The following is a 25,571-nucleotide window of genomic DNA, read 5'->3' on the forward strand; positions in this document are numbered from 1 at the left end:
TATAGTGTAATTTTTTAACAAATGGCATTTTTAATCTCAAAGATTGACATTTAGCCGCAAATAAGGGGTGGTTTGATTGAATGCAAAAATTATAAAAAGAAAAATCAGGTTTATTGTCGTACCAATCATTAATTATATTAGAAAAGTAACTCAGCGTAGAAACTATCAATACAGACGGTATTATGAAAAGCTAGATGTAATAGACCGGACCATTCTTTATGAGAGTCGTGATGGGAAAAGTATTACTGACAGCCCCTATGCCATATTTAAATATCTGCTGCATAATCCGGAATATAAGGACTATCAACATATTTGGTCTTTACATTGCTTTGATGATTTACAAAGTGTAATGAATCAATATAAGGATTATAAAAATGTTAAGTTTGTTAAACGTAATTCGAAAGAATATCTCAAATGTTTAGCAGCTAGTAAGTACTTAATCAATAACTCTACCTTTCAGTCTTTTTTCATTCCTAAAAGTGATCAGGTTTATATTAATACCTGGCATGGAACACCGCTGAAAAGTATGGGCTTTGATATTCCGGGAAATCCATCATTATCACAAAACGTTGTTAGAAATTTTTTAAGTGCGGATTACTTGCTTAGTCCAAACGAACATACTTCGAACATGTTTTTAGACAGCTATAAGTTGAAGGGAATCTATCCCGGGGAGATTATTGAAGAAGGTTATCCAAGAATTGATTTGACGCTTCAAACAAATCGCAGGCAATTCCAGGCGGTTTTAACCAGTACGGGTTTAACGATTGACTCATCTAAAAAAACGATTCTTTATGCTCCTACATGGAAAGGGACAAATGTTTCAAGAGCCAAGAATGATATGTTCCAAATTATCGCTGATATGGCTTATTTAATAGATCAAGTCGGCCGGGAATACAACGTACTCATCAAGGTGCATCCATTTTTATATGCCGAGGCAAGGAAATTTCAGGAGATAAAGAATATTTTAGTTCCTGATTTTATTGATACAAATGAGCTGCTTAGTGCAGTGGACCTGCTAATCACTGACTACTCTAGTATCTTCTTTGATTATTTAGTAACGGATAAACCAATCCTTTTTTATGTCTGGGATTATGATGATTATAATGAAGAAAGAGGCCGTTCTTTGAGGGATAATGAATTGCCGGGGCCCATTTTGTTTACCATTAAAGAAGTCATAGAGGCTGTGCAAAGCATTGGAGAAGTAAGCGTTGATTATAAAAATGTTTACAAAATGGCAAAAAACCGCTTTGTTAACCATGATGATGGAAGAGTAACAAAGAGAATTGTTGATTATATTTTTAATAATATCGATCCAGGCTTGAAGGTCATTCATCATCAAGACAAAGAAAAAAAGAAAATTCTCATCTATCCTGGCGGGATGATGAACAATGGCATCACCTCTTCGTTTATCAATTTAATGGATAATATCGATTTTAATCAGTATGACGTCAGTGTTTTTATCAATTCACCCTCTTCAAAAGAAGTATTAAATAATTTAGCAAAAGTAAATAAAAATGCCAGGTTCCTGTTTCGGAATGGGCAGGGGGTATATAGCATCTTTGAAATATATCGTGATAAATTTGTACATAACCGCGGAGCGCATACAGACTTTACTAAAAGGCTGTACCCTGAACAGGCTTATAAAAGGGAATTAAAAAGGTGTTTCGGCAGAACAAAATTTGATATTGCGATTGATTTTAGTGGTTATAGCTTATTTTGGGCTAAGTATTTACTAGCAACTGATGCAAAGAAAAAAATCTGTTATATGCATAATGATCTGCTGTCAGACAGTGAGCGGAAGATAAATGGTCGCAGACCACACCGGATTAATTTAAGAGGACTTTTTTCTGTCTATCATCGTTTCGACAAGCTTGTCAGCGTTTCATTAGGAACAATGGAGTTAAATAAAAAGAATTTGGCACAATATGCAGATAACTCTAAATTTGATTATGTAATGAACTCGATTAATGTTGAGAAAATATTAAGATTAAGTAATGAAGTGAATTCAGACAGTCAGGATGAATCGATAAATTCCGGTCAATTGATAGGCAATAAACCATTTAAGTCTTGGGCGGTTATCCAATATCCTGCAGAACATTTTGTTTGGAACCGGCCTCCAGGGTTAGAAGGCGCTGTACGGGTAACTCCAGCTGGAAACTATCTTGATCAAGAGGTAATGATTCTTAGGGAGGCATATACTGAAGCTGGCGGATGCTATAAGTTTGCTATAGAGGACCGGATTGAAGGCTGGCTGGACCAAACCTGCTTTAAACTGCTTCCAGATAGTATTTTATCCGAAAAAGTAGTCAATAAATCGTTGATCCTGCAAAATGTCTCCGGCAATAGTATTTGGAATTTACCATATAAAGTTGAAGGTGTTCAGAAGGTATGTTCAAGCAAAGAATATAAAGGTGTCTTAGTAGATGTTGATATAGAGGTAAGGACGCAGCATGGCACTTACAGCCGGATTTCTGTTAATGGAGTACACCTCGGCTGGATTGATTCCTCTGCTTTAAAAATGGTTAAGAAAGAAAATGGAGTTAAGACGAGCCTCTTTAAATTGTGGAATCGACAAAAATATAAAAGGCACATTAGTCATTTAAGACGCTTAACAATAGCTGCGAATAGCGTTAAGGAAATTGCCGCGGCAAATGAAGGAACGGTGGATCGATTAGAAATTCATAAGACTGAAGGCTTGTTAAACACCCAAGCCGTTCAAATGTCTGAATATATAGCAGTCAAAACAATCGAAGGTACAACTATACCAGAACCATCCAGTGAAAACTTTAATTTCATTAATATGGGAAGATTATCACCTGAAAAAGCTCAAGACAATTTAATCAATGCTTTTGCTCGTTTTCATCAAAATCAACAAAACTCTAAGTTATATATTTTAGGGGCAGGTCCATTAAGAAAAGAGTTAGAGGATTTAATAGCAGAATTAAAGCTAAAAGATTCCGTTTTTCTCGTAGGTCAAGTTGAGAATCCTTTTATAATCATGAAAAAATGTGATTGCTTTGTTCTTTCCTCTCATTATGAGGGGCAGCCGATGGTACTTTTAGAGGCTTTAACACTTGGGATGAAAATTGTTGCAACCGATATTGTTGCAAATAGAACCGTATTAGAACACGGAAGGTATGGTCTATTAGTAGAAAATAGTATTGAAGGTATAGAAAAAGGGTTGCAGGAGGCAGCTGAAAAGCAGCCAGCAGGAAATATGATTGAATTTCTGCCAGAAGAATACAACCAAAAGGCAATGGGAACATTCTATAAGGTTTTAAGTTAAAGAGTTAGAGGTAAAAACATTGTATTGTACTTGAAAAATTATTAAAGCTTGACGATAATGGTATACAGGAGTAAAATGCAAGGCTGCTATGTGTACATGCAGCCTTGTAGTGTTTCTATAGGCAGGTAAAGTTTTTACCTCTATAATACTATGCCTCATGTTCAACCCTATGAGGCTCTCCATTCAGCAGGTCTTTCATAAATAATTGGTGAGGAGAGCGGTATCATTGTTATCAGCATTAAAAAAATCATCACTATCAAAATTAGCTTATAAGCTTTTATTTAAAATGGTTTCGATTTTGCCGGCGAAACCAAACTTAATCATCTTTGAAAGCTTTCTTGGCAAGCAATATAGTGATAGCCCGAGAGCAATTTATGAGTATCTTAAAACCCACTATCCGGAATATGATTTGGTGTGGAGTGTTGACCCCCGATTTGAAAAGGGATTTGTAGATAAAGGCGTTCCTTATGCAAGGCGTTTTTCGATTAAATGGCTGTTTTTAATGGCACAGGCACGATTCTGGGTGACTAACAGCCGTATGCCGCTTTGGATTCCAAAGCCTAAACATACTATATATTTGCAAACATGGCATGGCACTCCATTAAAGAAATTAGTCTTTGATATGAAGGAAGTGCGGATGCCGGGGACAACCACAGAGGACTATAAGCAGCATTTCTATCAAGAATCTAGAAACTGGGATTACTTAATTTCTCCTAACCGTTATTCAACAGAAATCTTCAAACGGGCATTTAAATTTGAAAAAAAACTGATTGAGTCAGGATACCCGCGGAATGATATTTTTTATAAACCGGAACGTGATGAGATAGCCAAGCGCTTTAAGGAAATCCATCATCTCCCAAATGATAAGAAAATTATTCTTTATGCTCCAACATGGAGAGATAATCAGTTTTACCAGATTGGGAAATATAAAATGGATTTGCAGCTTGATTTAACGTTACTGCAGCAGGAGCTTGGTGAGGAATATATAATCATTCTTCGGATGCATTATTTGGTTGCAGAGAACTTTAATCTTGATGCATTTAAAGGTTTTGCCTACGATTTTTCCAAACATGAAGATATCCAGGAGCTATATTTAATCAGTGATTTGCTGATTACTGATTATTCCTCTGTATTTTTCGATTACGCTAATTTAAAACGGCCGATGATCTTTTTTACGTATGATTTAGATGAATATAAAGAGGATATTAGAGGTTTTTATTTCAATCTTGCCGAAAAGGCACCTGGACCGCTTGTTAAAACAACCGCAGAAGTCATTGAGGCAATCAAAGGATACGAAGAAAATAAAGTTTATGCCGATAAAATGAATGAATTCTATCAACAATTTTGTTATTTAGAAGATGGCCATGCGGCTGAACGGGTTGTAAATGAAGTCATTCTAAAAAATAAATAGCCGTTTTTTATGGAATACATGACGGGCACAATTACTATTTGTGTCTGTCATGTATTTTTTTGTTTTTAAGGAATTAGATGTAAAACAATTCCCCTATGTATACCTGTTTGATTTGTGGAAAAAACTGTATTAGATCGGGTTTTTACATGTATTGACCTCTATTGAGCAAATCTTTAATAGATGATCGTTACAAAAAGACAAGCAGGATAAGGGAGCTGTAGAGTTTTGATGAACAAAAAGGTATTAAAAAGACGGGCCAAGTTTTTGTTCGACCCGCTGTATCAGTATGTTAGAAAGACGAGCCATCGGAGGAATTATCAATATACACGATATCATGAAAAATTAAAGGTATTGGATAATACAATCCTTTATGAAAGCAGGGACGGGAAAAGCATGACCGATAGTCCTTATGCCATTTTTAAATATTTATTACATCATCCCGATTATCAGGATTACAAGCATATATGGTCTGTGAACAGCTTTGAAGAATTACGCTATGTGATCAATCAATATCGAAATTTGAAAAATGTCTCTTTTGTCAAAAGAAACTCGCGGGAATATGTTAAACGGCTGGCTACAAGTAAATATTTAATCAATAACTCCACCTTTCAGTCTTTCTTTACTCCCAAAACTAATCAAGTTTATATCAATACCTGGCATGGGACTCCGTTAAAAAGCATGGGATTTGATATCCCGGGGAATCCGTCCAACTCACACAATGTTGTCCGGAATTTTCTCAGCGCTGATTATTTATTAAGCCCGAATGAACATACAACCGATATGTTTCTCGACAGTTATAAGCTGAGAGGGATTTACAATGGTGAAATACTTCAGGAAGGCTACCCAAGGATTGACCTTACTTATCAAAGCGACCCTAGCCAGATTAAAGTTTATCTCAGCGAATTAGGTGTAGGTATTGACCCCGATAAGCAGACAATTCTATACGCCCCAACTTGGAAAGGAACTAATGTCACGAAGGCGAAGAATGACATGTTTCAAATTATTGCAGACATGAATTACCTAAAAGAACAAGTGGGTAAGACCTATAATCTACTCATTAAAGTGCACCCATATCTATACGAGACGGCAAGAAATTATGAGCAGATAAAGAAACAATTAATTCCAGATTATGTTGATACAAATGAGCTCCTAAGTACGGTGGATGTATTAATTACCGACTATTCCAGTATCTTTTTTGATTATTTGGTGACCGATAAACCAATTCTTTTCTATGTCTGGGACTATGATGATTACAATGATGAACGAGGTCGTTATTTAGAGGATGATGAACTACCGGGGCCGACTCTATTTACAATTCAGGAAGTGGCAGATGCTATCGAGGATCTCAACAAGGTACTTGCGGATTTTGCAAAAGTATATCAGCAGGCAAAAGTACGATTTACCAATCATGATAATGGCAAGGTAACAGAACGAGTCGTTGATTATATTTTTAAAGGAAGCAAAGCCCCGCTAAATGTTATCGATGGATTAGAGCCGTCCAAAAAGAAAATTTTGATTTATCCTGGCGGGATGATGAATAACGGAATCACGGCTTCTTTTATTAATTTGATGGACAATGTTGATTTTGACCGATATGATGTCAGCGTGTTTATGAAGCCGACGAATTCCAAGGAAGCATTAAATAATATGGAGAAGGTCAATAAAAAGGTCCGATTCCTATTTCGCAGCGGGATGCCGATGTATAGTTTTCATGAGGTTTACCGTGATAAAGTTATCCATAACCGTGGTGCACATACTCCATTTATGAAAAAGCTTTATCCGGAAAAGGCGTATAAGCGTGATTGCAGTCGCTTATTCGGCAGAACTCAGTTTGATTATGTGATTGACTTTAGCGGGTACAGTTTGTATTGGGCAAAATATATTCTTGCCAACGAGGCAAAGAAAAAAATTTGTTATCTTCATAGCAATCTGTTGTCAGATAGCGAGAAGGTAATTAATGGACGTAGACCGCATCGAATCAATTTAAGAGGACTGTTTTCTGTCTATGATCGATTTGACAAGCTTGTCAGTGTTTCACAAGGCACTATGGAGGTTAATAAACAGAACTTAGCCAAATATGCAGAGGAAGAAAAGTTTGATTTTGTCATGAACTCGATTAATCATGAAAAAATATTACGCATGGCGGAGGAAGAGGATGAAGTTAAGGAGGCTGTTCCTCACACGGATCATAAAGAGACGGTCATAAGTAATATTATTTTTAAGTCAGCAGCAATCATTATTCAGCCCGAAGATCATGATGTATGGAATCGCCCGCCAAGTGTGAACGGGGCTGAAAAAATTGCTCCAGCCAAATATTATGTAAATAAAGAGGTCGCCATTTTACGTGAAGCTAAATATGGGATAGATGGCTACTACAAGTTTTCTGTCAATGATCGGATTGTCGGCTGGCTCGCCAGGGAATGCTTTGAGTTATTGCCAGATCGGATTTTATCTGAAAACGCGGTAAACAAAGTAGCAGTTGTGAGTCATGTTTACGGTCATGATATTTGGAGCGAACCTTATAAAACGGAAGGGGCCGCAAAAATATCATCCGCCACAGACTATAAAGGGATGATGGTCACCGTTGATGCAGAGGCGAGAACCTATCGCGGCATCTATAGCAGGTTTTCAATTAATGGAGCGGTCATTGGCTGGATTGAGTCCTCGGCCTTAACCGTGTTAAAAGAAACAGCTGCTAAGGGAAGGATAAAGACCTCTGTCTTTCAAATCGCCAATTATCGAAAAACACGTTCATTTCTCAACAATCGAACGCTTGAGGAAAAAAATTTATATGAGCTCGCAGTCATTTCTAATCCAGGAAGTTTTATCGTATGGTCGAAACCTTATCCGAATCCTGGAAGACAAAAAGTGATGGCTGCCAATGAATTAGCCGATGCCAAAGTGATTGTAACGAAAAGTAATAAGACCGCTAAAGGTACGTATTATTTATTCTTTAACGATGGGAAACGAATCGGCTGGCTTGACAAACATGCCTTTACGTTGCTGAAGGAACCTGTTATTTATACGGAAAATGCCGTTAAAAAGACAGCCGATATAAAGTTAAGAGATAGCGACGTTATTTGGAGGAAATTGCCGGGGGTTGTTGATGCAGAAATGTTAGCTGACATTCAAAAATTTAATGGTAAAACGGTAATAATAGATAAGGAAGCGCGCACCATTGATGAAGTTTATTATCATATTAGTTACGAAGCTGAGCCAATCGGCTGGTTAAATAAGCGTGCGTTTGAAAATGTCAAAACTTTAGGTATACTGCGCGGTGGCAGATTTATAGCTGAACCATCCAAGGAACACTATAATTTTATCACCATGGGGCGGCTTTCTCCCGAAAAAGGACAAGATAATTTAATTCAAGCCTTTGCCCGGCTTCATAAAGACAATGAGAACACAAAACTCTATATTTTAGGCGAAGGGCCATTGCGACCTGAGTTGGAAAATTTAATTTCAGAGCTTGGAGTTGAAGATAGTGTTTATCTTCTAGGACAGGTTGAAAATCCGTTTCGTTTTATGAAAAAATGCGATTGCTTTGTGTTGTCTTCCCATTATGAAGGGCAGCCAATGGTATTACTGGAGGCAATGACTCATGGAATGAAAATCGTTGCAACCGATATCGTGGCAAATAGAACTGTCCTAGAGGATGGCAAGTATGGGTTGTTAGTCGAAAACAGCATTGATGGACTTGAGAACGGTTTAAAACAGATGTTGAAGGACGAGTCCGATTATAAAGCGGAAATGTTTGTACCAAGCGAGTACAATAATCGTGCTATGGGAACGTTTTACAAAATTTTTGAATAAAAGAAAACCCGAAAGTCATCGGATGATTTTCGGGTTATTCCATTTTCTTTTTTTAAGTAAATATGACGTTTTTTTCATTTAGATGAAAAAGTTTACAGGGGACTATTTACTTCTTATTTAAAATTCAGGATAGTAGTATATTTCTTCTCATTGGACGAAAATAATAAATTAATCATGGAATCATCCAAAAGATGGTATCAAGTTAACTTAGAAGATGGAAAAAATGACTGAGTATGTACATCATACTTGGTTAAGAATTACAATAGTCCTGGTGCCGACTGCCTAAAGGTTTACCTCATTTTCCATTTGGGTATTTTATGGAAAATTTTTAGATTGAAATTTAAGATTCTTAGATTTATAATGATATGGTGTAGTTTTATAAAACAAAATTCGACTTTTTCTTGAATAAAAAATAAACCATTTTCCCACAATAAAATCAGGAGGATTATCTCTTATGAAAAAAGTTTTAACATACGGAACATTTGATTTACTCCATTTTGGACATATCAATTTGCTCCGCCGTGCCAAAGATTTAGGCGATTACCTTATTGTTGGCCTTTCCACTGATGAATTTAACAAAGGGAAGAATAAACAGGCATATCACAGCTTTGATAATCGAAAAATGATTCTGGAATCCATCCGTTATGTAGACGAAGTAATTCCTGAAAATACATGGGATCAGAAAATCCAAGATGTTATTGACCATAATGTTGATATTTTCGTTATGGGCGATGATTGGAAAGGCAAATTTGATTTCCTTAAAGATTATTGTGAAGTTGTTTATTTACCAAGAACAATTGGTATTTCAACTTCTAAGATTAAAGATGACTTAAATGTGGTAAAGAATGGCTAGAGAACTAGCCATTTCTTTGTATTTATTTGTTTTTAAGTGTGTCTTTTTTATTTTTAACCAATTACCGCTTAAAAACAAAACAACCTTTGTTATCAGCTTTGGTGATAACAGTCAATATATTTTTGAGGAAATGAAACGACAAAACATTCAAACAGAGGTTGTTTTTCTTTGCAAAGGAACCAGCTTAAACAAATTTAACGATTATCATGGTGTAAAAACAATACCGTTTGAAACCCTTCATTTGTTGGATTGGTTTAAATCCGTTTACCATTTGGCTACATCTAGGAATATTTTAATTGATAATTATTTTGGATTTTTAGCATCTATTCAATTCAAAGCTGGAGTAGAATGTATTCAGCTTTGGCATGCATCGGGAGCAATGAAAAAATTTGGTCTGGAAGATGAATCCATTAAAAATCGCAGCAATCGGGCAAATCAGCGCTTTTTACAGGTATACAGCAGGTTTAATAAAGTCATTGTAGGTTCAGAAGTGATGGCGGATGTTTTTAAGAAATCCTTTAACCTAAAGGAAAAGAATATACTTAGAACAGGAATTCCAAGAACAGATTTTTTCTATAATCAAGAAATTAAGCATAAGGTTTTGGAAAAATTCGCACAGAAACATCCTGAATTGATAGGAAAAAAGGTTATTTTATATGCTCCTACCTATCGTGATGATGAAATAAATGATTTCTCACTGAAGCTGGATGTTGAGAAAATGCAACGAGCGCTTGGAAATGAGTATATAGTAATATTACGGCTGCATCCGGCTATTAGAAATTCGATTGATATTGGAAGAGGGCCGGCTGGCTTTCTTTTTGATTTTTCTTCTGATGAATACGAAATTAATGAGCTGCTAATAGTCTCTGATATTTTGATTACAGACTATTCCTCTATTCCGTTTGAATATTCCCTTTTACAACGCCCAATGATCTTTTTTACCTATGATTTAGAGGAATATAAAGTGAAGCGCGGCGTTTTAAAAGGGTTCGAAGATAATCTGCCCGGACCTATCGTAAAAGATACAGATTCGATTATTGAATTAATCAAGCAGAATAGCTTTGACTTAGATAAAGTCGCTTATTACGCTGAACTATGGAATAAGTATTCCAAAGGCTATTCAAGTGCAAAAATGGTTCATTATATGTTTTTGGAAAAAAGCCCTCAAGCGTTTCAGGAAACTTCTGCATATAGTTAAAAGATGCTTCGAGACATGTTACTGCTCGAAGCATTGTTTTTTATAATGTCTATTTGGGAAAATTAATGTATAATGAACAAGGTTATCATGGTTAAAGGAAGGACAATCTAAATGAAGTCAATGATCACAATTATAAAAGAACAAATTAGTTCCTTTTATCTTATTTTAAGGCTTTCTGCTTTTGAAATGAAAAGTGCAAATTCGAATAATTACTTAGGACGATTGTGGGAAGTATTGAATCCGATTACCCAATTATTGATCTATTGGTTTATATTTGGAATAGGAGTCCGTAAAGGGCAGAATGTAACGATGGAAAACGGGGCCGAAGTTCCATTTTTTCTTTGGATGGTAACAGGAATGATTGTTTGGTTTTTTATTTATCCATCAATGTTAAACTCTTCCAAATCTATCTATTCAAGGCTTAATTTAATTGCAAAGATGAACTTTCCAATGAGTACAATTCCTTCTTATGTGATTATGGCCAACTTTTATACTCATTTAATACTGATAGCAGTTGTAACCATCGTTTTACAATTTACTGAGTTTAAACTGTCATTATATTTTTTACAATTACCTTATTTTTTGCTTGCAGAGTTGCTTCTTTTATTATCTTTTGCTCTTATTATGTCAACACTTTCAACCATCATAAGGGACGTTCAACAATTCCTGCAATCTTATTTAAGGATGATGCTGTATTTGACACCTCTTCTATGGCATACAGATAAGTTCATTATAAATGGACAAAACTGGGCATTCTTGTTAAAGTTAAATCCTTTATACTACATAGTTGAAGGATTCAGGGCATCATTATTAGGTACAAGCTGGTATGCAACGGAAAATCCTCTTTATACTTTGTATTTTTGGGTATTAACCTTTATTATGTTTTTAATCGGCTCAGTACTGCATGTTAAATTTAGACATCAATTTGTGGATTATCTATAGTTTTTGAGTAAATATTTTTAGCGCTTCCTATATTGAGGTGAAATGATAAATGAGTGAAACTGTAATTTTAGAAAATGTATATAAAAAATACAAAATGCATACATCACCTAAAGAAAAACTTCTGAATTTAATTATGCCCGGAGGATATGGCGAGGATTTTTATGCCCTTCAAAATATCTCTTTAACCGCAAAGCCAGGTGATGTTATTGGCTTTGTAGGGGTTAATGGGTCGGGGAAATCTACTTTATCCAATATTATTGCCGGTGTAATCCCAGCGACTTCCGGTACTGTTAAGACCATAGGTCAGACTTCGATAATTGCTATTCAATCAGGTTTAAACCATCAATTAACAGGCAGGGAAAATATTGAACTGAAATGTTTAATGCTTGGGTTTAAAAAGAAGGAAATTCAGGCGATGGAACCGGAAATTATCGAATTTGCCGATATCGGTAAATTTATTGATCAACCGGTAAAAAAATATTCAAGCGGAATGAAATCCCGCTTAGGATTTGCAATCTCTGTTACAGTCAATCCTGATATCCTGATTGTCGATGAAGCACTTTCTGTTGGGGATAAGGTATTTGCAGAAAAGTCAAAGGAAAGAATGTTTGAGTTTAAGGATCAGGGTAAAACTATATTTTTTGTAAGCCATAATATGAGGGATATAAAAAGCTTCTGTAATAAAGCTGTTTGGCTTGAATACGGAGAAATAAAGGATTTTGGACCTGTAAAAGAGGTTGTTCCTGAATATGAGAAATTTTTAAAGAAATACAAAGCAATGACAAAAGAAGAGCAAAAAAAGTTTCGTGAAGAAGTAATACGAAAACAAAGTGGATTGGCCACTATATAAAAACATTTATATAAAACCTAAATTGGTAGGTCTTCTTGCCGCTGATTTAGGTTTTCTTTATAAAAAAAGCTGTATAATTACCGGTGAGAACGAGTAATGTCCTAAGTCAAGAATAGTAAAGAGGAATTAATCATGAAAAACACGGTAAACGTATTAGGAATTGAATTTATAAACAAGAACTTTAACGAAGTGATTGAGATTTTAAAAAATAATATACAAAGCAATAAAAAATCCTTTGTCGTCACCGCAAATCCCGAAATCGCAATGTTTGCCTATGAACATCCTGATTATAATGCAATCGTTCAATTAGCCGACATGGTTGTCCCTGATGGCATTGGGATTGTGATGGCTTCTAAAATTTTAAATACTCCCATTCAAGAACGTGTTGCAGGATTCGACTTGACGGTACGCCTCCTTGAGCTTGGGAATGAGCACAAGTGGCGGATTTACTTATTAGGTGGAAAAGAAGAAACGAATAAGAAAGCCGTTGCCAATATTGCCAGCCGTTATCCGCAGCTGCAAATCGTCGGAAGTCATCATGGTTATTTTGATTGGAAAGAGGGTATAGTTACTGAAGAGATTCAGGCGGCTAAACCTGATATTGTGTTTGTTGCATTAGGCTATCCAAGGCAGGAAGAATGGATTGTTGAAAACCTGCCCCGTTTTTCAAAAGGGCTATTTATGGGAGTTGGCGGAAGTATAGATGTTCTTGCAGGAGAGGTAAAGCGGGCACCGCAATTCTTTCGAAGGTTAAATTTAGAATGGTTTTATCGTTTACTCAAGCAGCCGACGAGATGGAGAAGGATGCTGGCACTTCCTCAATTTTTAGTCCAAATTTTTAAGATCAAATTATCAGACAAAACAAATTGAAACCTTTTTAAATAACTTTCGTCCAATAGGATGGACCAGTGAAATATAAATGTAACATTTTATCCGAATTGTAAATTTCTTGTGTTTTTCTTATATATTCTTTGTAAATAATCTGTGCTATAATGAATGCGTTGTGTTTAGAAATATGTGCCTGTTTCTAAATTATCTTAGAGGGGCATCCTATCCGTAAGGAGGGTCTACATGTTGTACCTGACCTTTATATTATGTTTTTTATGCTCTATTCTTATTACTCCAATTATAAAAAAACTTGCCTTTAAAGTAGGAGCAACGGATCAACCAAATCATCGCAAGGTACATCATAGGATTATGCCTCGACTTGGCGGCTTGGCTATTTATCTCAGCTTCCTTTTTGGAATCTTGATTTTACAGCCTGAAAGCTCTTATCATGCAGCAATTGTTGCTGGCGGTGTGATCATTCTCATAACTGGTGTGTTGGATGATATTTTTGAACTTTCTGCAAAGGTAAAGCTGTTGCTGCAAATAGCTGCTGCTCTAGTTGTTATATGGGGCGGGGTTGATGTAGAATTCATTAATCTTCCATTTAATGGGCGGATTGACTTTGGGGTCTTCAGTATTCCAATAACCGTGCTTTGGATTGTTGGCATCACTAATGCCATCAATTTGATTGACGGCTTGGATGGATTGGCCGCAGGTGTTTCCTCAATTGCGTTGTTAACGATTACCGGTATGGCTGTTGTTATGGGAAATACTTATGTTGTTGCAATGGGCGTTATTCTAATCGCCAGTACGTTAGGCTTTTTAAAATATAATTTCCATCCTGCAAAGATTTTTATGGGTGATTCAGGAGCCTTGTTTTTAGGGTATATGATATCCGTATTGTCCTTGCTTGGTTTTAAAAATATCGCGGTTATTTCATTTGTCGTTCCGATTATCATCTTGGGTGTTCCAATTTCGGATACGTTTTTTGCGATTATCCGCCGGCTTTATAATAAAAATCCATTATCAGCACCGGATAAATCACATTTGCACCACTGCATTCTAAAGCTTGGTTATTCCCATCGCGAAACCGTTCTATTGATTTACGCAATGAGTGCCATGTTTGGACTGGCAGCCTTTATTTTCACGATGACAACGGTCTGGGGATCGATTATCTTCATTATTATATTACTGGTGGCCATTGAACTCTTCGTCGAAAACATCGGCTTAATCAACAAAAACTATCGACCACTATTACGCATCATGGGGATGCTAAAAAACCGGTAGGAAGCAGGAAAACACACTTTGCTTCCCGCCGGTTTTTATTTTGTAGAAAATGGCAGTGTGAGCAAGGCTTTAAAAAGTTTGAGGTAGTAATACTCTCTCAATTAGCTTAGAAGATTTTACTCCTATACTATAGCATCGCTTCAACCATTTTCCTCGCAAGAAAACCCGGAGAATCTCTCCGGGTTTTAATTTACAGCTTTATTTGTATCGTCTGTTACGTGTAAATGATCCTGTAATATTTTCTTTGTTTCTTCTAATTTGGTTTGATCCAGTTGGTAATAGTAAACGGAGTTAATATATGAATCTTGACCGGCAAGGCTGAACGTTTCGATATTTAAATTGTTACCAGCTTGTAGGTAGCCTAAAAAGGATTTCATTTGATCAAATGTTAAATCTGTCGTCATATTTTTCCCAACTGCTTCCATTACGTCAGTGTAATTCCCGAGTGACTTAACTGAGGCAGCCTTTGTCACGATGGCCTTCATAATCTGCTGCTGCCTTTCGCCCCTTTGGATATCGCTGTCCATTTTTCTTGTGCGGGCAAACGCAAGGGCTTGTTCACCATCTAAATTCTGCACACCCTTTTCCAGCGTAATCGCTTTGGCGCGGTCCTTCGAGTCTTGCTCCGAGAAAGTATATGGAACATCAACCGTAATCCCGTCTAGTGCATTAACAATATCTATAAACGCGTTGAAATTCATTTTAACATAATAATCGACAGGGACATCCAATAATTCTTCCACCGTTTCAAGCGTCAGCTTCACACCGCCATAGGCGTGAGCATGATTGATTTTTGTATAAATATCTTTTTCGGGAATGTGAACGTAAGAGTCACGCGGAATACTGAGCAGTTTGACCGATTTGTCGGTTTTATTAAATGTAGCCAGCATTAAGGCATCAGAGCGGGCGGGACCGTTGTTTTTCCGCTTATCGCTGTCATCTACTCCAATTAATAAAATCGATGTCTTATCAATCGTCAGCGGCTTCGCTCTTGCCGAGTCGCGTTCAATTGGTTTATAGGATTTATTCATCACTGATTCCGCTTTTTTATACAATGTGCCGGCATAGGCTCCCGCTCCTAAAAGCAAGATCAAAATTGGAGCGACAAACCAGACCCATCGTTTCAATCGTCTTTTTTTCTTCTTTTGATTTTGTATATAAGATTGTCTATTTATAGACATACATTTCCTCCTTAATAGAAAGCTGTCGAATTCTGACTAAAAAGATAAGCCAAACTTTATTTTATAATAGATTGCTTGATTGGTAAAATATAATTTTTGGCAGGTAATAATTTACTAATTCATCATAAAAGCTCGACTTTTTTCCCAATTGTAATTTTCTACTAGTGCCAATATAATCAAAGTCAAAGATCATGCCGTTACTAACTAATGTAGTCTTCTAAATAAACGGTTTCACCTTGCTGTAGTGTACATTGTCCGTTAGTTAATTCAATCATCAAGTCCTTGAAGCTCTGGACAAGACTTTCATCAACGTATGTTTCAATTTCAACGATGTCTAAATAATGAATTTCTTTAATTTTGTGCTCAGAAGCCCGAAGTTCTTTCTCAATTTTCCCAAGCCATGTGTAATCAATTTTGACATGAACAACTTGTGTTAATTTTCTTTCGACAATTCCAATTGCATCGAGACCTTCAGAGGTTGCTTTGCCATAAGCGCGAATCAAACCGCCGGCGCCTAATTTAATCCCGCCGAAATAACGGGTTACAACTACAACGGTATCCTTAAGGTTTCGTTTTTTCAATACCTCTAAGATAGGGACACCGGCTGTTCCGCTTGGTTCGCCGTCATCATTGGCCTTTTGAATTTGATCGTGCTCGCCAATCAGATAGGCAGAGCAGTTATGCGTAGCGTTCCAATGTTTTTTCTTGATTTCTTGGATAAAGTCCTGAGCATCGGCTTCCGTTTCAACGCGCTTAATCTGAGCAATAAACCGGGATTTTTGGATTATGATTTCATGTTCACCATATTCTTTAACTGTTAAATAACGAGATAGCATTGAAAGATCCTTCCTTTTTTAGTGGAAAGGGCGATCAAACCTTAAGACGCAGCTTGTGCCAAAACCACATTTATTTCGAAAAAAAGCTTGTGAGACAAAAGTCATGAAATTTTTTTAAAAAAATAATGAAATATACCTTTAATATAGGTGTAAAGTTCGAATGTTATAATAGCCAAAGTAACAATGAGGTTAATCAGTGCAATTTGGAAATAGCATAATACTTTTATATTATACAATGCTTTCCCGATTTTGAGGGACTCTTGAGTGATTGAGCTGAGTAATTTAATTGGTATCCACTGCATATAGAGGCAAAATTGTTAACGGGCCAATAGGGAAATACTCCCCCCTGGAGGTAATAGGAATGAAACTAGAACAAATAAAAGTAAAATCAATTGATGAAATTCGAGAGGATATGATTGAAACTGTTACGTGCAGTAAAAGTGATATTTTCCTTATTAGTGAACAATGTCGTCAAGATTATGAAAAGCTGACGAATGAATTAGCCGAAATTAAGCAAACGATGGCCAAGCTTTTGGAGGAGGAAATGCAGCTCCAGTCACAGGTCCATCAAGCGCGCAGCAGGCTGTCAGAAGTAAGCCGGAATTTTAAAAAGTTTAGTGAAGAAGAGGTGCGCGAAGCATACGAAAAAGCGCATCAGCTTCAGATGGATCTCTCTATTAACTGGCAGTTTAAAAAGCAGCTGCTAGAAAAGAGTGATGACGTTGAGAAAAGACTTGTTGGTTTAACTGAAACCATCGATCGCGCAGACCAGCTTATTTCGCAAATCTCCGTTGTCATGAATTACTTACAGAGTGACTTGAAATATTTCGGTGAGGCCTACGAACATGCAAAAGCGAAACAGGATTTCGGATTGAAAATTATTGAAGCCCAGGAAGAGGAGCGAAAGCGTCTTTCACGGGAAATTCACGATGGCCCTGCTCAAATGCTGGCAAATGTCATCGTCCGCTCGGATTTAATTGACCGGGTATATCGTGAAGAAGGTCCGGAAGCGACGCTTACTGAGATTCAAAGTTTCAAAAAGATGGTTCGTTCTGCACTTTACGAGGTCCGGCGGATCATTTACGATCTGCGTCCAATGGCGCTGGATGATTTAGGGCTTGTCCCGACCCTTAGAAAGTATTTACAGACCATCGAAGATTATCATAATCAATCTAGGATTGAATTTGAAAATATTGGACTAGAAGGCAGGCTGCAGACAAAGTATGAAGTTGCGCTGTTCCGGATGATTCAGGAATCCGTACAAAACGCATTGAAACATGCGAATGCCTGCCAGATTAAAGTGAGATTGGAAATAAGCAACACAGCCGTTGCTGTTTTAATTAAAGATAACGGAGTCGGTTTTGACCTGAATCAGAAGAAACCGGAATCGTTTGGAATCATTGGTATGAAGGAACGTGTTGATCTGCTGAACGGAGAAATCACGTTCGATTCAAAAATTGGTAAGGGAACTGAGATATTCATTCGTGTCCCGTTAATCAACTAAAGCAGCTGAAGATGGAGTTTAACTAAAAATTTTCCGATAGATTACACCACCTTTATTTTTTAATAAAGTGAAAAGGACCAGGAGGGTACAAGAATGATTACAAAAATTGTTATAATCGATGACCACCAACTTTTTAGAGAAGGTGTTAAAAGAATATTAGAGTTTGAAAAATCGTTCCAAGTTGTCGCGGAAGGTGATGACGGCACGGAGGCATTGGCACTCGTCGAGGAGCATCGTCCGGACGTCGTGATTATGGATATCAACATGCCGCAGATGAACGGCGTCGAAGCAACTCGCGAACTAATTGAAAAATATCCAAAAACAAAGGTCATCATTCTATCGATCCATGATGATGAAAACTATGTCACACATGCGCTCCAAACCGGTGCCATGGGTTACTTATTAAAAGAGATGGACGCAGATGCCTTAATTGAGGCCGTCCGTGTTGTCGCGGATGGCGGGTCCTACCTGCATCCGAAGGTGACGCATAATTTAGTCAACGAATACCGCAAGCTCGCAGCCGGTGTCTCCCGCGGCGGATCCTATGTTCCTGCGGCTGATATTCGCCGCCCGCTGCATTTATTAACACGCCGTGAATGTGAAGTCCTGCAAATGCTGGCCGACGGAAAAAGCAACCGCGGCATCGGCGAGGCGCTTTACATCAGCGAAAAAACAGTTAAAAACCACGTCAGCAACATTTTGCAAAAAATGAATGTCAACGACCGTACACAGGCTGTTGTTTCTGCCATTAAAAATGGCTGGGTGGAAGTTAGGTAGTTATATACGTTTTTTAAGGACACGCAGAAAATGCGTGTTCTTTTTTTGGGAAAAGATTTTGTGAAATTCACATTTTAAGGGTAAATAATGCAATTTCCGGCTATTTTCGTTACAATATTAAGCATGCAGATTATTAGTTGAAATAGATAGACAAGGATGGATAGCGTATGAAAACGGCAATTGTTACCGATAGTACCGCGTACATTCCGAAAGAAATGCTAGAAAAATGGAATATACATATGATCCCGTTGAATGTGATTTTTGGAAACGAGGTCTATCAGGAAGAAATAGATATTACTTGGAACGATTTTTATAAAGAGGTCAAGACGAGGGACCTGCCCACAACATCCCAGCCGCCGATTGGCCAATTTGTGGAGCTGTTTGAGCGGCTGTCTGCGGAAGGGTATGATGCGGTCATCAGCATTCACCTTTCGAGCGGAATCAGCGGCACTTATCAAGGAGCTTTGAGCGCTGCTTCGATGGTTGAAGGCATTAAGATTTTTCCGTTCGATTCTGAAATCAGCTGTATGGTTCAAGGCTTTTATGCTTTGGAGGCGGCCGAAAGGGTTATGCGCGGCGAGGAACCTGAGGGAATTATGGTGTGTTTAGAGGAGTTGAAGAAATCGGCCCGTGCTTATTTCATGGTGGACGATTTGTCACATCTCCAGCGCGGAGGCCGCCTGTCCGGAGCAGCTGCCTTTATCGGAAGTCTGCTGCAGGTCAAGCCACTCCTGCATTTTGAAAATAAAGTCATCGTCCCATTTGAAAAAATCCGGACACGTCGGAAAGCGTTAAAGCGAATGGCCGATTTGTTAGGTGAAGACGTTTCTGGCGGCGGGGAATACCGCGCTGTGATCATTCACGCCAACCGCGAGGAAGAAGCTGTGGAATGGTCGAAGGAGTTGTCTTTGCTGTATCCGAATGTGGAGTTTGTTATAGGCTATTTCGGAGCTGTCATCGGCACCCACCTTGGTGAAGGCTCCATGGGCATGGGCTGGATGAAGAAATAAGATTTATTATGAAGTTTGCTGCCATTCGGGCCTTTGGACCGGAATGGTTTTTTAGTTTGTGCGTGGGTTGCTCGGCCGGCAGAGTTTGGCGAAATAAATGAGGAATTCCGCGAAATAAACGTCCGAGTCGGCGAAATAAGTAGCAAAGTCCGCGAAATAATTAGGAAAACCCGCGAAATTCCGGTGTGGACCGGCCGAAATCCGGTCTGAGCATTAATCCTGGAGTGTGCTCTAACTATGAAAGATACAATCTAGAAAAGGTAACTTTTAAAAGGTATGGCGAAATAATTGAGGAATTCCGCGAAATAAACGTCCGAGTCCGCGAAATAATTAGGAAAACCCGCGAAATTCCGGTGTGAACCGGCGAAATCCGGCCAGAGCATTAATCCTGGAGGATGTTCTAACTATGAAAGATACAATCTAGAAAAGGTAACTTTTAAAAGGTATGGCGAAAAAAATGCGGAATTCCGCGAAATAAACGTCCGAGTCGGCGAAATTAGTAGTAAAGTCGGCGAAATAATTAGGAAAACCCGAGAAATTCAGGTGAGGACCGGCGAAATCCGGTCTGAGCATTAACCCTGGAGTGTGCTCTAACTATGAAAGATACAATCTAGAAAAGGTAACTTTTAAAAGGAATGGCGAAATAAATCAGGAATTCCGCGAAATAAAAGTCCAAGTCGGCGAAATTAGTAGTAAAGTCCGCGAAATAATTAGGAAAACCCGCGAAATTCCGGTGTGGACCGGCGAAATCCGGTCTGAGCAATAATCCTGGATTGTGCTCTAACTATGAAAGATACAATCTAGAGAGAGGTAACTTTTAAAAGGTATGGCGAAATAATTGAGGAATTCCGCGAAATAAACGTCCGAGACGGCGAAATTAGTAGTAAAGTCCGCGAAATAATTAGGAAAACCCGCGAAATTCCGGTGAGGACCGGAGAACTCCGGCCAGAGCATTAATCCTGGAGTGTGCTCTAATTATGAAAGATACAATCTAGAAAAGGTAACTTTTAAAAGGTACGGCGAAATAAATGAGGAAGTCCGCGAAATACAAACTCACTACTTTCAAAAGTCATAAAATAGCCACAAATAATCCGACAAACTGGAAGGAACTTTAGCGTATTTTGTAGAATTTTTTTCAAAAAAACAGAAAGTGTGATGATATCTGTGGAATTAAAAGAATTGACTCCACCATTGAGACTGCTTAAGACTCAAGCGTTGAAACGCCGTCTAATCCCCGGTCATTCGAAGCTTCCTGTAATTGAAAAAAATATTGCAATAAGAAAAGCAGGATACTGGGGAGAACACCTATTAAGCAAATACCTTAAACAGCTTCCAAATGAAAAATACCTCATCATTCACGACCTCCACCTGGAACACAAAGGATTTCACATACAAATTGACAACACTCTTCTATCACAGAACCTAATTCTCCCGATTGAAGCAAAAAATATCCTTGGAACTCTATATTTTGATGATCAATTTAATCAATTGATTCGGCCGAATGAGGATGGGAACGAAGAGGTGTTTGAGGACCCCCGTGTTCAAGCGAGGTGGCATCGATCGCTGCTTAGAGATTGGCTCGACACAAATGGCTTCCAAAAGCTTCCGCTCGATTATTTAATTTTTTTCGCAAGCAACAAAACAATTTTAAAGTCATATCGCAACGGAACCATAAGGGATGCTCAAAAAATTTGCAAGGCAAGAGATATTTTTAATAAGATTTACAGCTTAGAAAAGCAATTTAACCAAACGAAGATTAACTATAATTCACTATTAGAATTGGGAAAATTACTGCTTAAACATCATAGCCCGGATGAAATTGATATTTTAAAAGAGTTCGGGATAAGTAAAAATGATGTACGCCCCGGTGTCCGCTGCCCGATTTGTTTGCACATTCCGATGAGATACGAAAGAGGAAAATGGCGCTGCCCGATCTGTCAAACACTTTCGAATGAAACCTTTCTGGAATCCCTTGATGATTATTTTTATTTGTATAAGCCAACGATCACCAATACTGAGTTCCGTGATTTCTTTTTGTTTCCGACCGTACATATTGCCCAAAAAAAGCTTCAATCACTTAATTTGCCATCAATGGGTACTACAAAAAATCGTTTATATCTTTTATCGCCAAGGAAGGTGCCGCCATGCGATTTAGACTAGTAAACGGCAGACTAATGTTCGAAAAAAACTTTTTAGAAGGCTCGCAGAAAATTTCCCAGCTTACCGAAATCCCTCAGCCGCCGCTTAATCCAAGTTTTCAATTCAACTCGGAACTGCAACACTACCTTAGCGGAAAACAGCTCCTCTTAGATGACCTCCCATACCTGCTCGATGAAATCCAGGCACATTATGACAATGGATTTATTACCATCCGAAAAGGAATTGACTATGAAGGGAAAAAGCCGTTTTGCGTTAGATGCGGCAAAAAAGACCTGCAATGGTTCGGAACATACCCTTGCGCCAGGTGCGGCGATACTTGTATCTACTGCCGTAAATGCCTCATGATGGGAAGAATCAGTGAATGTACACCGTTAATCGGCTGGAATGGTCCGGTGCCTGACACCACACTGCCGCCTAAAGTTATGGCTTGGCAGGGAACGCTGTCAGAAGGACAAAAAGAGGCTTCAGATCGGGTGAGTTATGCGATTCTACATAACAAGGAATGGCTTATTTGGGCAGTTTGCGGGGCTGGTAAAACAGAGGTACTGTTCGCTGGGATTGAGGCAGGATTGGCGGCAAATAAACGCCTGTGCATCGCTACACCAAGGACGGACGTCGTTCTTGAACTGACACCGCGATTAAAAGCGGCATTTCCAGATATCGAGATTGCCTCGCTTTACGGAGGCAGCGAGGATCGTCACAAATTTGTCCCGCTTACGATTGCAACAACCCACCAGCTGCTCAGGTTTTATCGTGCTTTTGATGCGATTATCTTGGATGAGGTAGACGCCTTCCCATATACGGTGGATGAGTCGCTGCAGCATGCCGCTATTCAGGCGCGTAAACCTGAGTCTGCTATGGTCTATCTAACGGCGACGCCGAATGCCAAATGGCAGAAAGAATGTTTTTCCGGAAAACGAGCTTTTACGACCATCCCCGCTAGGTTCCACCGCCGCCCGCTGCCAGTTCCGGAATTCGAGTGGTGTGGCAACTGGCAAAAGCAGCTTCAAAAAAATAAGCTTCCTCCCAATGTACATAAATGGATTAAAAAACGACTTGATAACGGGAAACAGGCACTTGTCTTTTTTCCGCATATTCCGTTAATGGAAAACGCACTCCCGATTTTGCGGCAGTTAGCACCAAATATTGAAGCAGTGCACGCTGAGGACCCGGAGCGAAAAGCGAAGGTACAAAAAATGCGCTCCAAGGAAATCCCCTTGCTGCTGACTACGACGATATTAGAGCGGGGTGTTACCTTTCCAAATATCGATGTTGCTGTATTGGGGTCGGAGGATGACATTTTTATAGAAAGTGCTTTGGTGCAAATTGCTGGAAGGGCTGGGAGGAGCAAGGACCATCCAGATGGGGTTGTGACGTTTTTTCATTATGGGAAAACGGAAGCGATGCTGAAGGCAAGGCGGCAAATCGTTTTGATGAATAGGGAGGGGGTGAAGCGTGGGCTAATTGATGTTTAAGGTTTTATAATTTATCCGCGAATCGGAGTGTTTTGACTGATTCAGTATGTAAATTCAAGAGGGTGATACATATGACCATATTCCAGCAACACCACTGTCTGATCTGTCACACAACAATCTTACCCGCCGTTGGTTGGAGGGCAATTTTTTCCCCTGAAAAAGAACAGCTGATTTGTGCAGAATGTGAGAAGAAGCTGGAGAAAATTGAAGGGGATACATGCCGAATCTGCAGTCGTCCCATACCATTGTTAGACGTAAACTTTCGCCATGATGATTTGTGCCACGACTGTTTTCGTTGGGAGAAGGATGAGGAATGGGCGGGATTTCTGACAAAAAATCACTCGCTTTTCCTTTATAATGATTTTTTAAAAGAGGTTATTGCCAGATTTAAATTTCGCGGGGATTATGTGCTTGCGATGGTGTTTGCCAGTTATGTAAAAGAGTTGATTAAAATAAACGAAGCGGATTTAGTTGTGCCGATCCCGTTAAGTGATGAGCGGCTTTATGAGCGAGGATTTAATCAAGCTGCTGCTTTGCTGCGCGAATCGGATTTGCCTGCTTCAGAAATCCTAACCCGTGTCCACTCGGAAAAACAATCAAAAAAATCCAGAACAGAACGTATCCACCTTCCGCAAGTATTTAAAGTCATACCGGACGCAGACATCCAAGAAAAACGAATCATCCTCTTTGATGACATCTACACTACTGGATCGACATTAAGACACGCTGCTAAACTGTTAAAGCAAGCTGGTGCAGCAAGCATAGAATCGATCACATTGGCAAGATAGTGGTGTTAGATACCAAATACAATGAGGCGGCAAACCATTAAAGCCGCCGCCAGCGATGATTCTTAGTATTTCATTTTTATCGCTTTATGGGCATTCTCAATGTCATGGCCAAGAAGTTTGCCTAAGTCATAGGCTGGATAGTATCCGTGTTTATGCATGTAGTTGAAGACTCGCTCGTGGCTATGGATGGCTCCTTGCAGCTGTCTGGTAAATACATGGCGTAAAGCAGGTGTCGCGGTTTCCGTAATAGCTCCGGCAAGATTACGCACTAATGCTTTGGAAAGGGCCAGGAGATCGGCGGCAAAAAAGCCTAATTCTTCCCGCTCATCATCTTCACGAGCTTGATAACCTTGGGCCTGAGGGTAAAATTTAAGCAGTTCATTTAGATTTCCCTCTAGGTCGTGAATACATTTTCGATAAAGTTCTTTTAGCTCATGGTCGGTTACTTTATTAATGGACATTTTCAGTTTCATTAACCCGGTCGATTGGAAACCAACCATCTCATGCAGTTCCATCGTCTCATGCCAGGCTAGTAATTTTCTCTCTTCTTGTGTCATTAAGGGACCTCCTTTTCGTCATTCCCATTTACCATATTCCATGAGCATTTTACTGGAAAGTTGTCCCACCTAATATTAAAATAAAAGAGAGGAAAACATTTCTTCATCTTCTCGAAACAAAGGTTATGTCAGGCATTGTCACTATTTTCCCTATGTTTTTGTCATTAAATCGACTAATTTTGCTTGAGTCAGCAGGAGAATCATAGGGTAAAATAGAAATGTAAATACATAGCCTTACAAAAAGGAGGAGTCCACACATGAACTATAACGTACGTGGTGAAAACATTGAGGTAACTCCAGCAATCAGAGAGTATGTAGAAAAGAAAATCTCTAAATTGGAGCGTTATTTTACTGAAGCACCTGATGCAAAAGTGAATGTGAATCTTAGATTCAATCCAGATAAAACATCTAAAGTAGAGGTAACCATCCCGCTGCAAAATTTAGTTCTTCGAGCTGAAGAAACCAACAGCGATATGTATGCCGGCATCGACTTGATTTCTGACAAACTAGAGCGTCAAATTCGTAAACATAAAACAAAAGTAAACCGTAAGTTCCGTGAAAAAGGTGTTGAGCCTTTCCAATTAACAACTAATACAACAACTGAAGTTATTGACGATGATGATTTAGAGTTAGTCCGGACGAAGCGCTTTGACCTGAAGCCAATGGACAGCGAAGAAGCCATTTTGCAAATGAACATGCTCGGTCACAACTTCTTCGTATTTACAAATGCTGATACAAACCGTACAAACGTTGTTTACAAGCGTAAAGACGGCCGCTACGGCTTAATTGAAGCACATTAATAGAACTATTTAAAA

General features: G+C 38.6%; 17 protein-coding genes and 2 pseudogenes. 16 read left to right on the top strand and 3 right to left on the bottom strand.

Features of this window, described 5'->3' with window-relative positions; genetic code table 11:
* Positions 1-76 precede the first annotated feature (76 nt).
* The 9 genes and pseudogenes from IE222_RS04975 to IE222_RS05015 all read left to right on the top strand — a co-directional run bounded on the left by IE222_RS04975 (position 77) and on the right by IE222_RS05015 (position 14,468).
* Positions 77-3,286, top strand: a complete 3,210-nt coding sequence (locus IE222_RS04975) for a CDP-glycerol glycerophosphotransferase family protein (protein ID WP_191270338.1) — start codon at positions 77-79, stop codon at positions 3,284-3,286.
* Between the two features lie 241 nt (positions 3,287-3,527).
* Positions 3,528-4,697 (top strand): annotated as a pseudogene (locus IE222_RS04980) (CDP-glycerol glycerophosphotransferase family protein); the annotation flags it as partial.
* Between the two features lie 228 nt (positions 4,698-4,925).
* Positions 4,926-8,510 carry a CDP-glycerol glycerophosphotransferase family protein gene (locus IE222_RS04985; RefSeq protein WP_191270340.1) on the top strand — a complete coding sequence of 1,195 codons (3,585 nt, stop codon included), beginning with the start codon at positions 4,926-4,928 and terminating at the stop codon, positions 8,508-8,510.
* A gap of 454 nt (positions 8,511-8,964) precedes the next feature.
* A complete protein-coding gene (gene tagD / locus IE222_RS04990; protein WP_191270342.1) occupies positions 8,965-9,363 on the top strand; it encodes a glycerol-3-phosphate cytidylyltransferase in 399 nt (132 codons plus the stop codon).
* Entirely contained in the window at positions 9,356-10,561 is a 1,206-nt protein-coding gene (locus IE222_RS04995; protein ID WP_191270344.1) for a CDP-glycerol glycerophosphotransferase family protein, read from the top strand. Before tagD ends, IE222_RS04995 begins: the two co-directional genes overlap by 8 nt.
* A gap of 111 nt (positions 10,562-10,672) precedes the next feature.
* Positions 10,673-11,503 (top strand): ABC transporter permease, encoded by an 831-nt coding sequence (locus IE222_RS05000; protein ID WP_191270346.1) that lies wholly within the window; start codon positions 10,673-10,675, stop codon positions 11,501-11,503.
* Between the two features lie 49 nt (positions 11,504-11,552).
* Positions 11,553-12,338: pseudogene (tagH, locus tag IE222_RS05005) on the top strand (teichoic acids export ABC transporter ATP-binding subunit TagH); the annotation flags it as partial.
* A 147-nt stretch (positions 12,339-12,485) separates the two neighbouring features.
* Positions 12,486-13,223 carry a WecB/TagA/CpsF family glycosyltransferase gene (locus IE222_RS05010; RefSeq protein WP_191270350.1) on the top strand — a complete coding sequence of 246 codons (738 nt, stop codon included), beginning with the start codon at positions 12,486-12,488 and terminating at the stop codon, positions 13,221-13,223.
* 201 nt (positions 13,224-13,424) lie between these two features.
* Positions 13,425-14,468 carry a glycosyltransferase family 4 protein gene (locus IE222_RS05015; protein ID WP_191270352.1) on the top strand — a complete coding sequence of 348 codons (1,044 nt, stop codon included), beginning with the start codon at positions 13,425-13,427 and terminating at the stop codon, positions 14,466-14,468.
* A 185-nt stretch (positions 14,469-14,653) separates the two neighbouring features.
* Here the strand turns inward: IE222_RS05015 and IE222_RS05020 are convergent, their stop codons facing one another.
* Positions 14,654-15,649, bottom strand: coding sequence for an LCP family protein (locus IE222_RS05020; protein ID WP_191270353.1), 996 nt, complete (start codon positions 15,647-15,649; stop codon positions 14,654-14,656).
* A 200-nt stretch (positions 15,650-15,849) separates the two neighbouring features.
* On the bottom strand, positions 15,850-16,485 hold the full coding sequence (locus IE222_RS05025) for a YigZ family protein (RefSeq protein WP_191270355.1): 636 nt from the start codon (positions 16,483-16,485) through the stop codon (positions 15,850-15,852).
* Positions 16,486-16,846: 361 nt separating this feature from the next.
* Here IE222_RS05025 and IE222_RS05030 point away from each other — a divergent pair, with 361 nt between their 5' ends.
* The 6 genes from IE222_RS05030 to IE222_RS05055 all read left to right on the top strand — a co-directional run bounded on the left by IE222_RS05030 (position 16,847) and on the right by IE222_RS05055 (position 24,199).
* Positions 16,847-17,989 carry a sensor histidine kinase gene (locus tag IE222_RS05030; protein WP_191270357.1) on the top strand — a complete coding sequence of 381 codons (1,143 nt, stop codon included), beginning with the start codon at positions 16,847-16,849 and terminating at the stop codon, positions 17,987-17,989.
* Between the two features lie 93 nt (positions 17,990-18,082).
* The gene (locus IE222_RS05035; RefSeq protein ID WP_240009760.1) at positions 18,083-18,766 is read left to right on the top strand and encodes a response regulator; all 684 of its coding nucleotides are present in this window, start codon (positions 18,083-18,085) and stop codon (positions 18,764-18,766) included.
* Positions 18,767-18,933: 167 nt separating this feature from the next.
* Positions 18,934-19,776 (top strand): DegV family protein, encoded by an 843-nt coding sequence (locus IE222_RS05040; protein ID WP_191270358.1) that lies wholly within the window; start codon positions 18,934-18,936, stop codon positions 19,774-19,776.
* Positions 19,777-20,931: 1,155 nt separating this feature from the next.
* Positions 20,932-21,936 carry a nuclease-related domain-containing protein gene (locus IE222_RS05045; RefSeq protein ID WP_223282582.1) on the top strand — a complete coding sequence of 335 codons (1,005 nt, stop codon included), beginning with the start codon at positions 20,932-20,934 and terminating at the stop codon, positions 21,934-21,936.
* The gene (locus IE222_RS05050; RefSeq protein ID WP_191270362.1) at positions 21,921-23,411 is read left to right on the top strand and encodes an ATP-dependent helicase ComFA; all 1,491 of its coding nucleotides are present in this window, start codon (positions 21,921-21,923) and stop codon (positions 23,409-23,411) included. Before IE222_RS05045 ends, IE222_RS05050 begins: the two co-directional genes overlap by 16 nt.
* 71 nt (positions 23,412-23,482) lie before the next feature.
* Positions 23,483-24,199: a ComFC family protein gene (locus IE222_RS05055; protein ID WP_191270364.1), complete on the top strand. Its 717-nt coding sequence runs from the start codon at positions 23,483-23,485 to the stop codon at positions 24,197-24,199.
* Positions 24,200-24,261: 62 nt separating this feature from the next.
* On the opposite strand, the gene IE222_RS05060 is transcribed toward IE222_RS05055, so the two are convergent.
* Positions 24,262-24,756 (bottom strand): spore coat protein, encoded by a 495-nt coding sequence (locus IE222_RS05060; protein ID WP_191270366.1) that lies wholly within the window; start codon positions 24,754-24,756, stop codon positions 24,262-24,264.
* Between the two features lie 257 nt (positions 24,757-25,013).
* Between IE222_RS05060 and hpf the strand changes: the two genes are divergently transcribed.
* Positions 25,014-25,556, top strand: a complete 543-nt coding sequence (hpf, locus tag IE222_RS05065; RefSeq protein ID WP_191270368.1) for a ribosome hibernation-promoting factor, HPF/YfiA family — start codon at positions 25,014-25,016, stop codon at positions 25,554-25,556.
* Positions 25,557-25,571: the final 15 nt, after the last annotated feature.

This window comes from Neobacillus kokaensis (assembly GCF_014656545.1).
Classification (GTDB): domain Bacteria; phylum Bacillota; class Bacilli; order Bacillales; family Cytobacillaceae; genus Neobacillus; species Neobacillus kokaensis.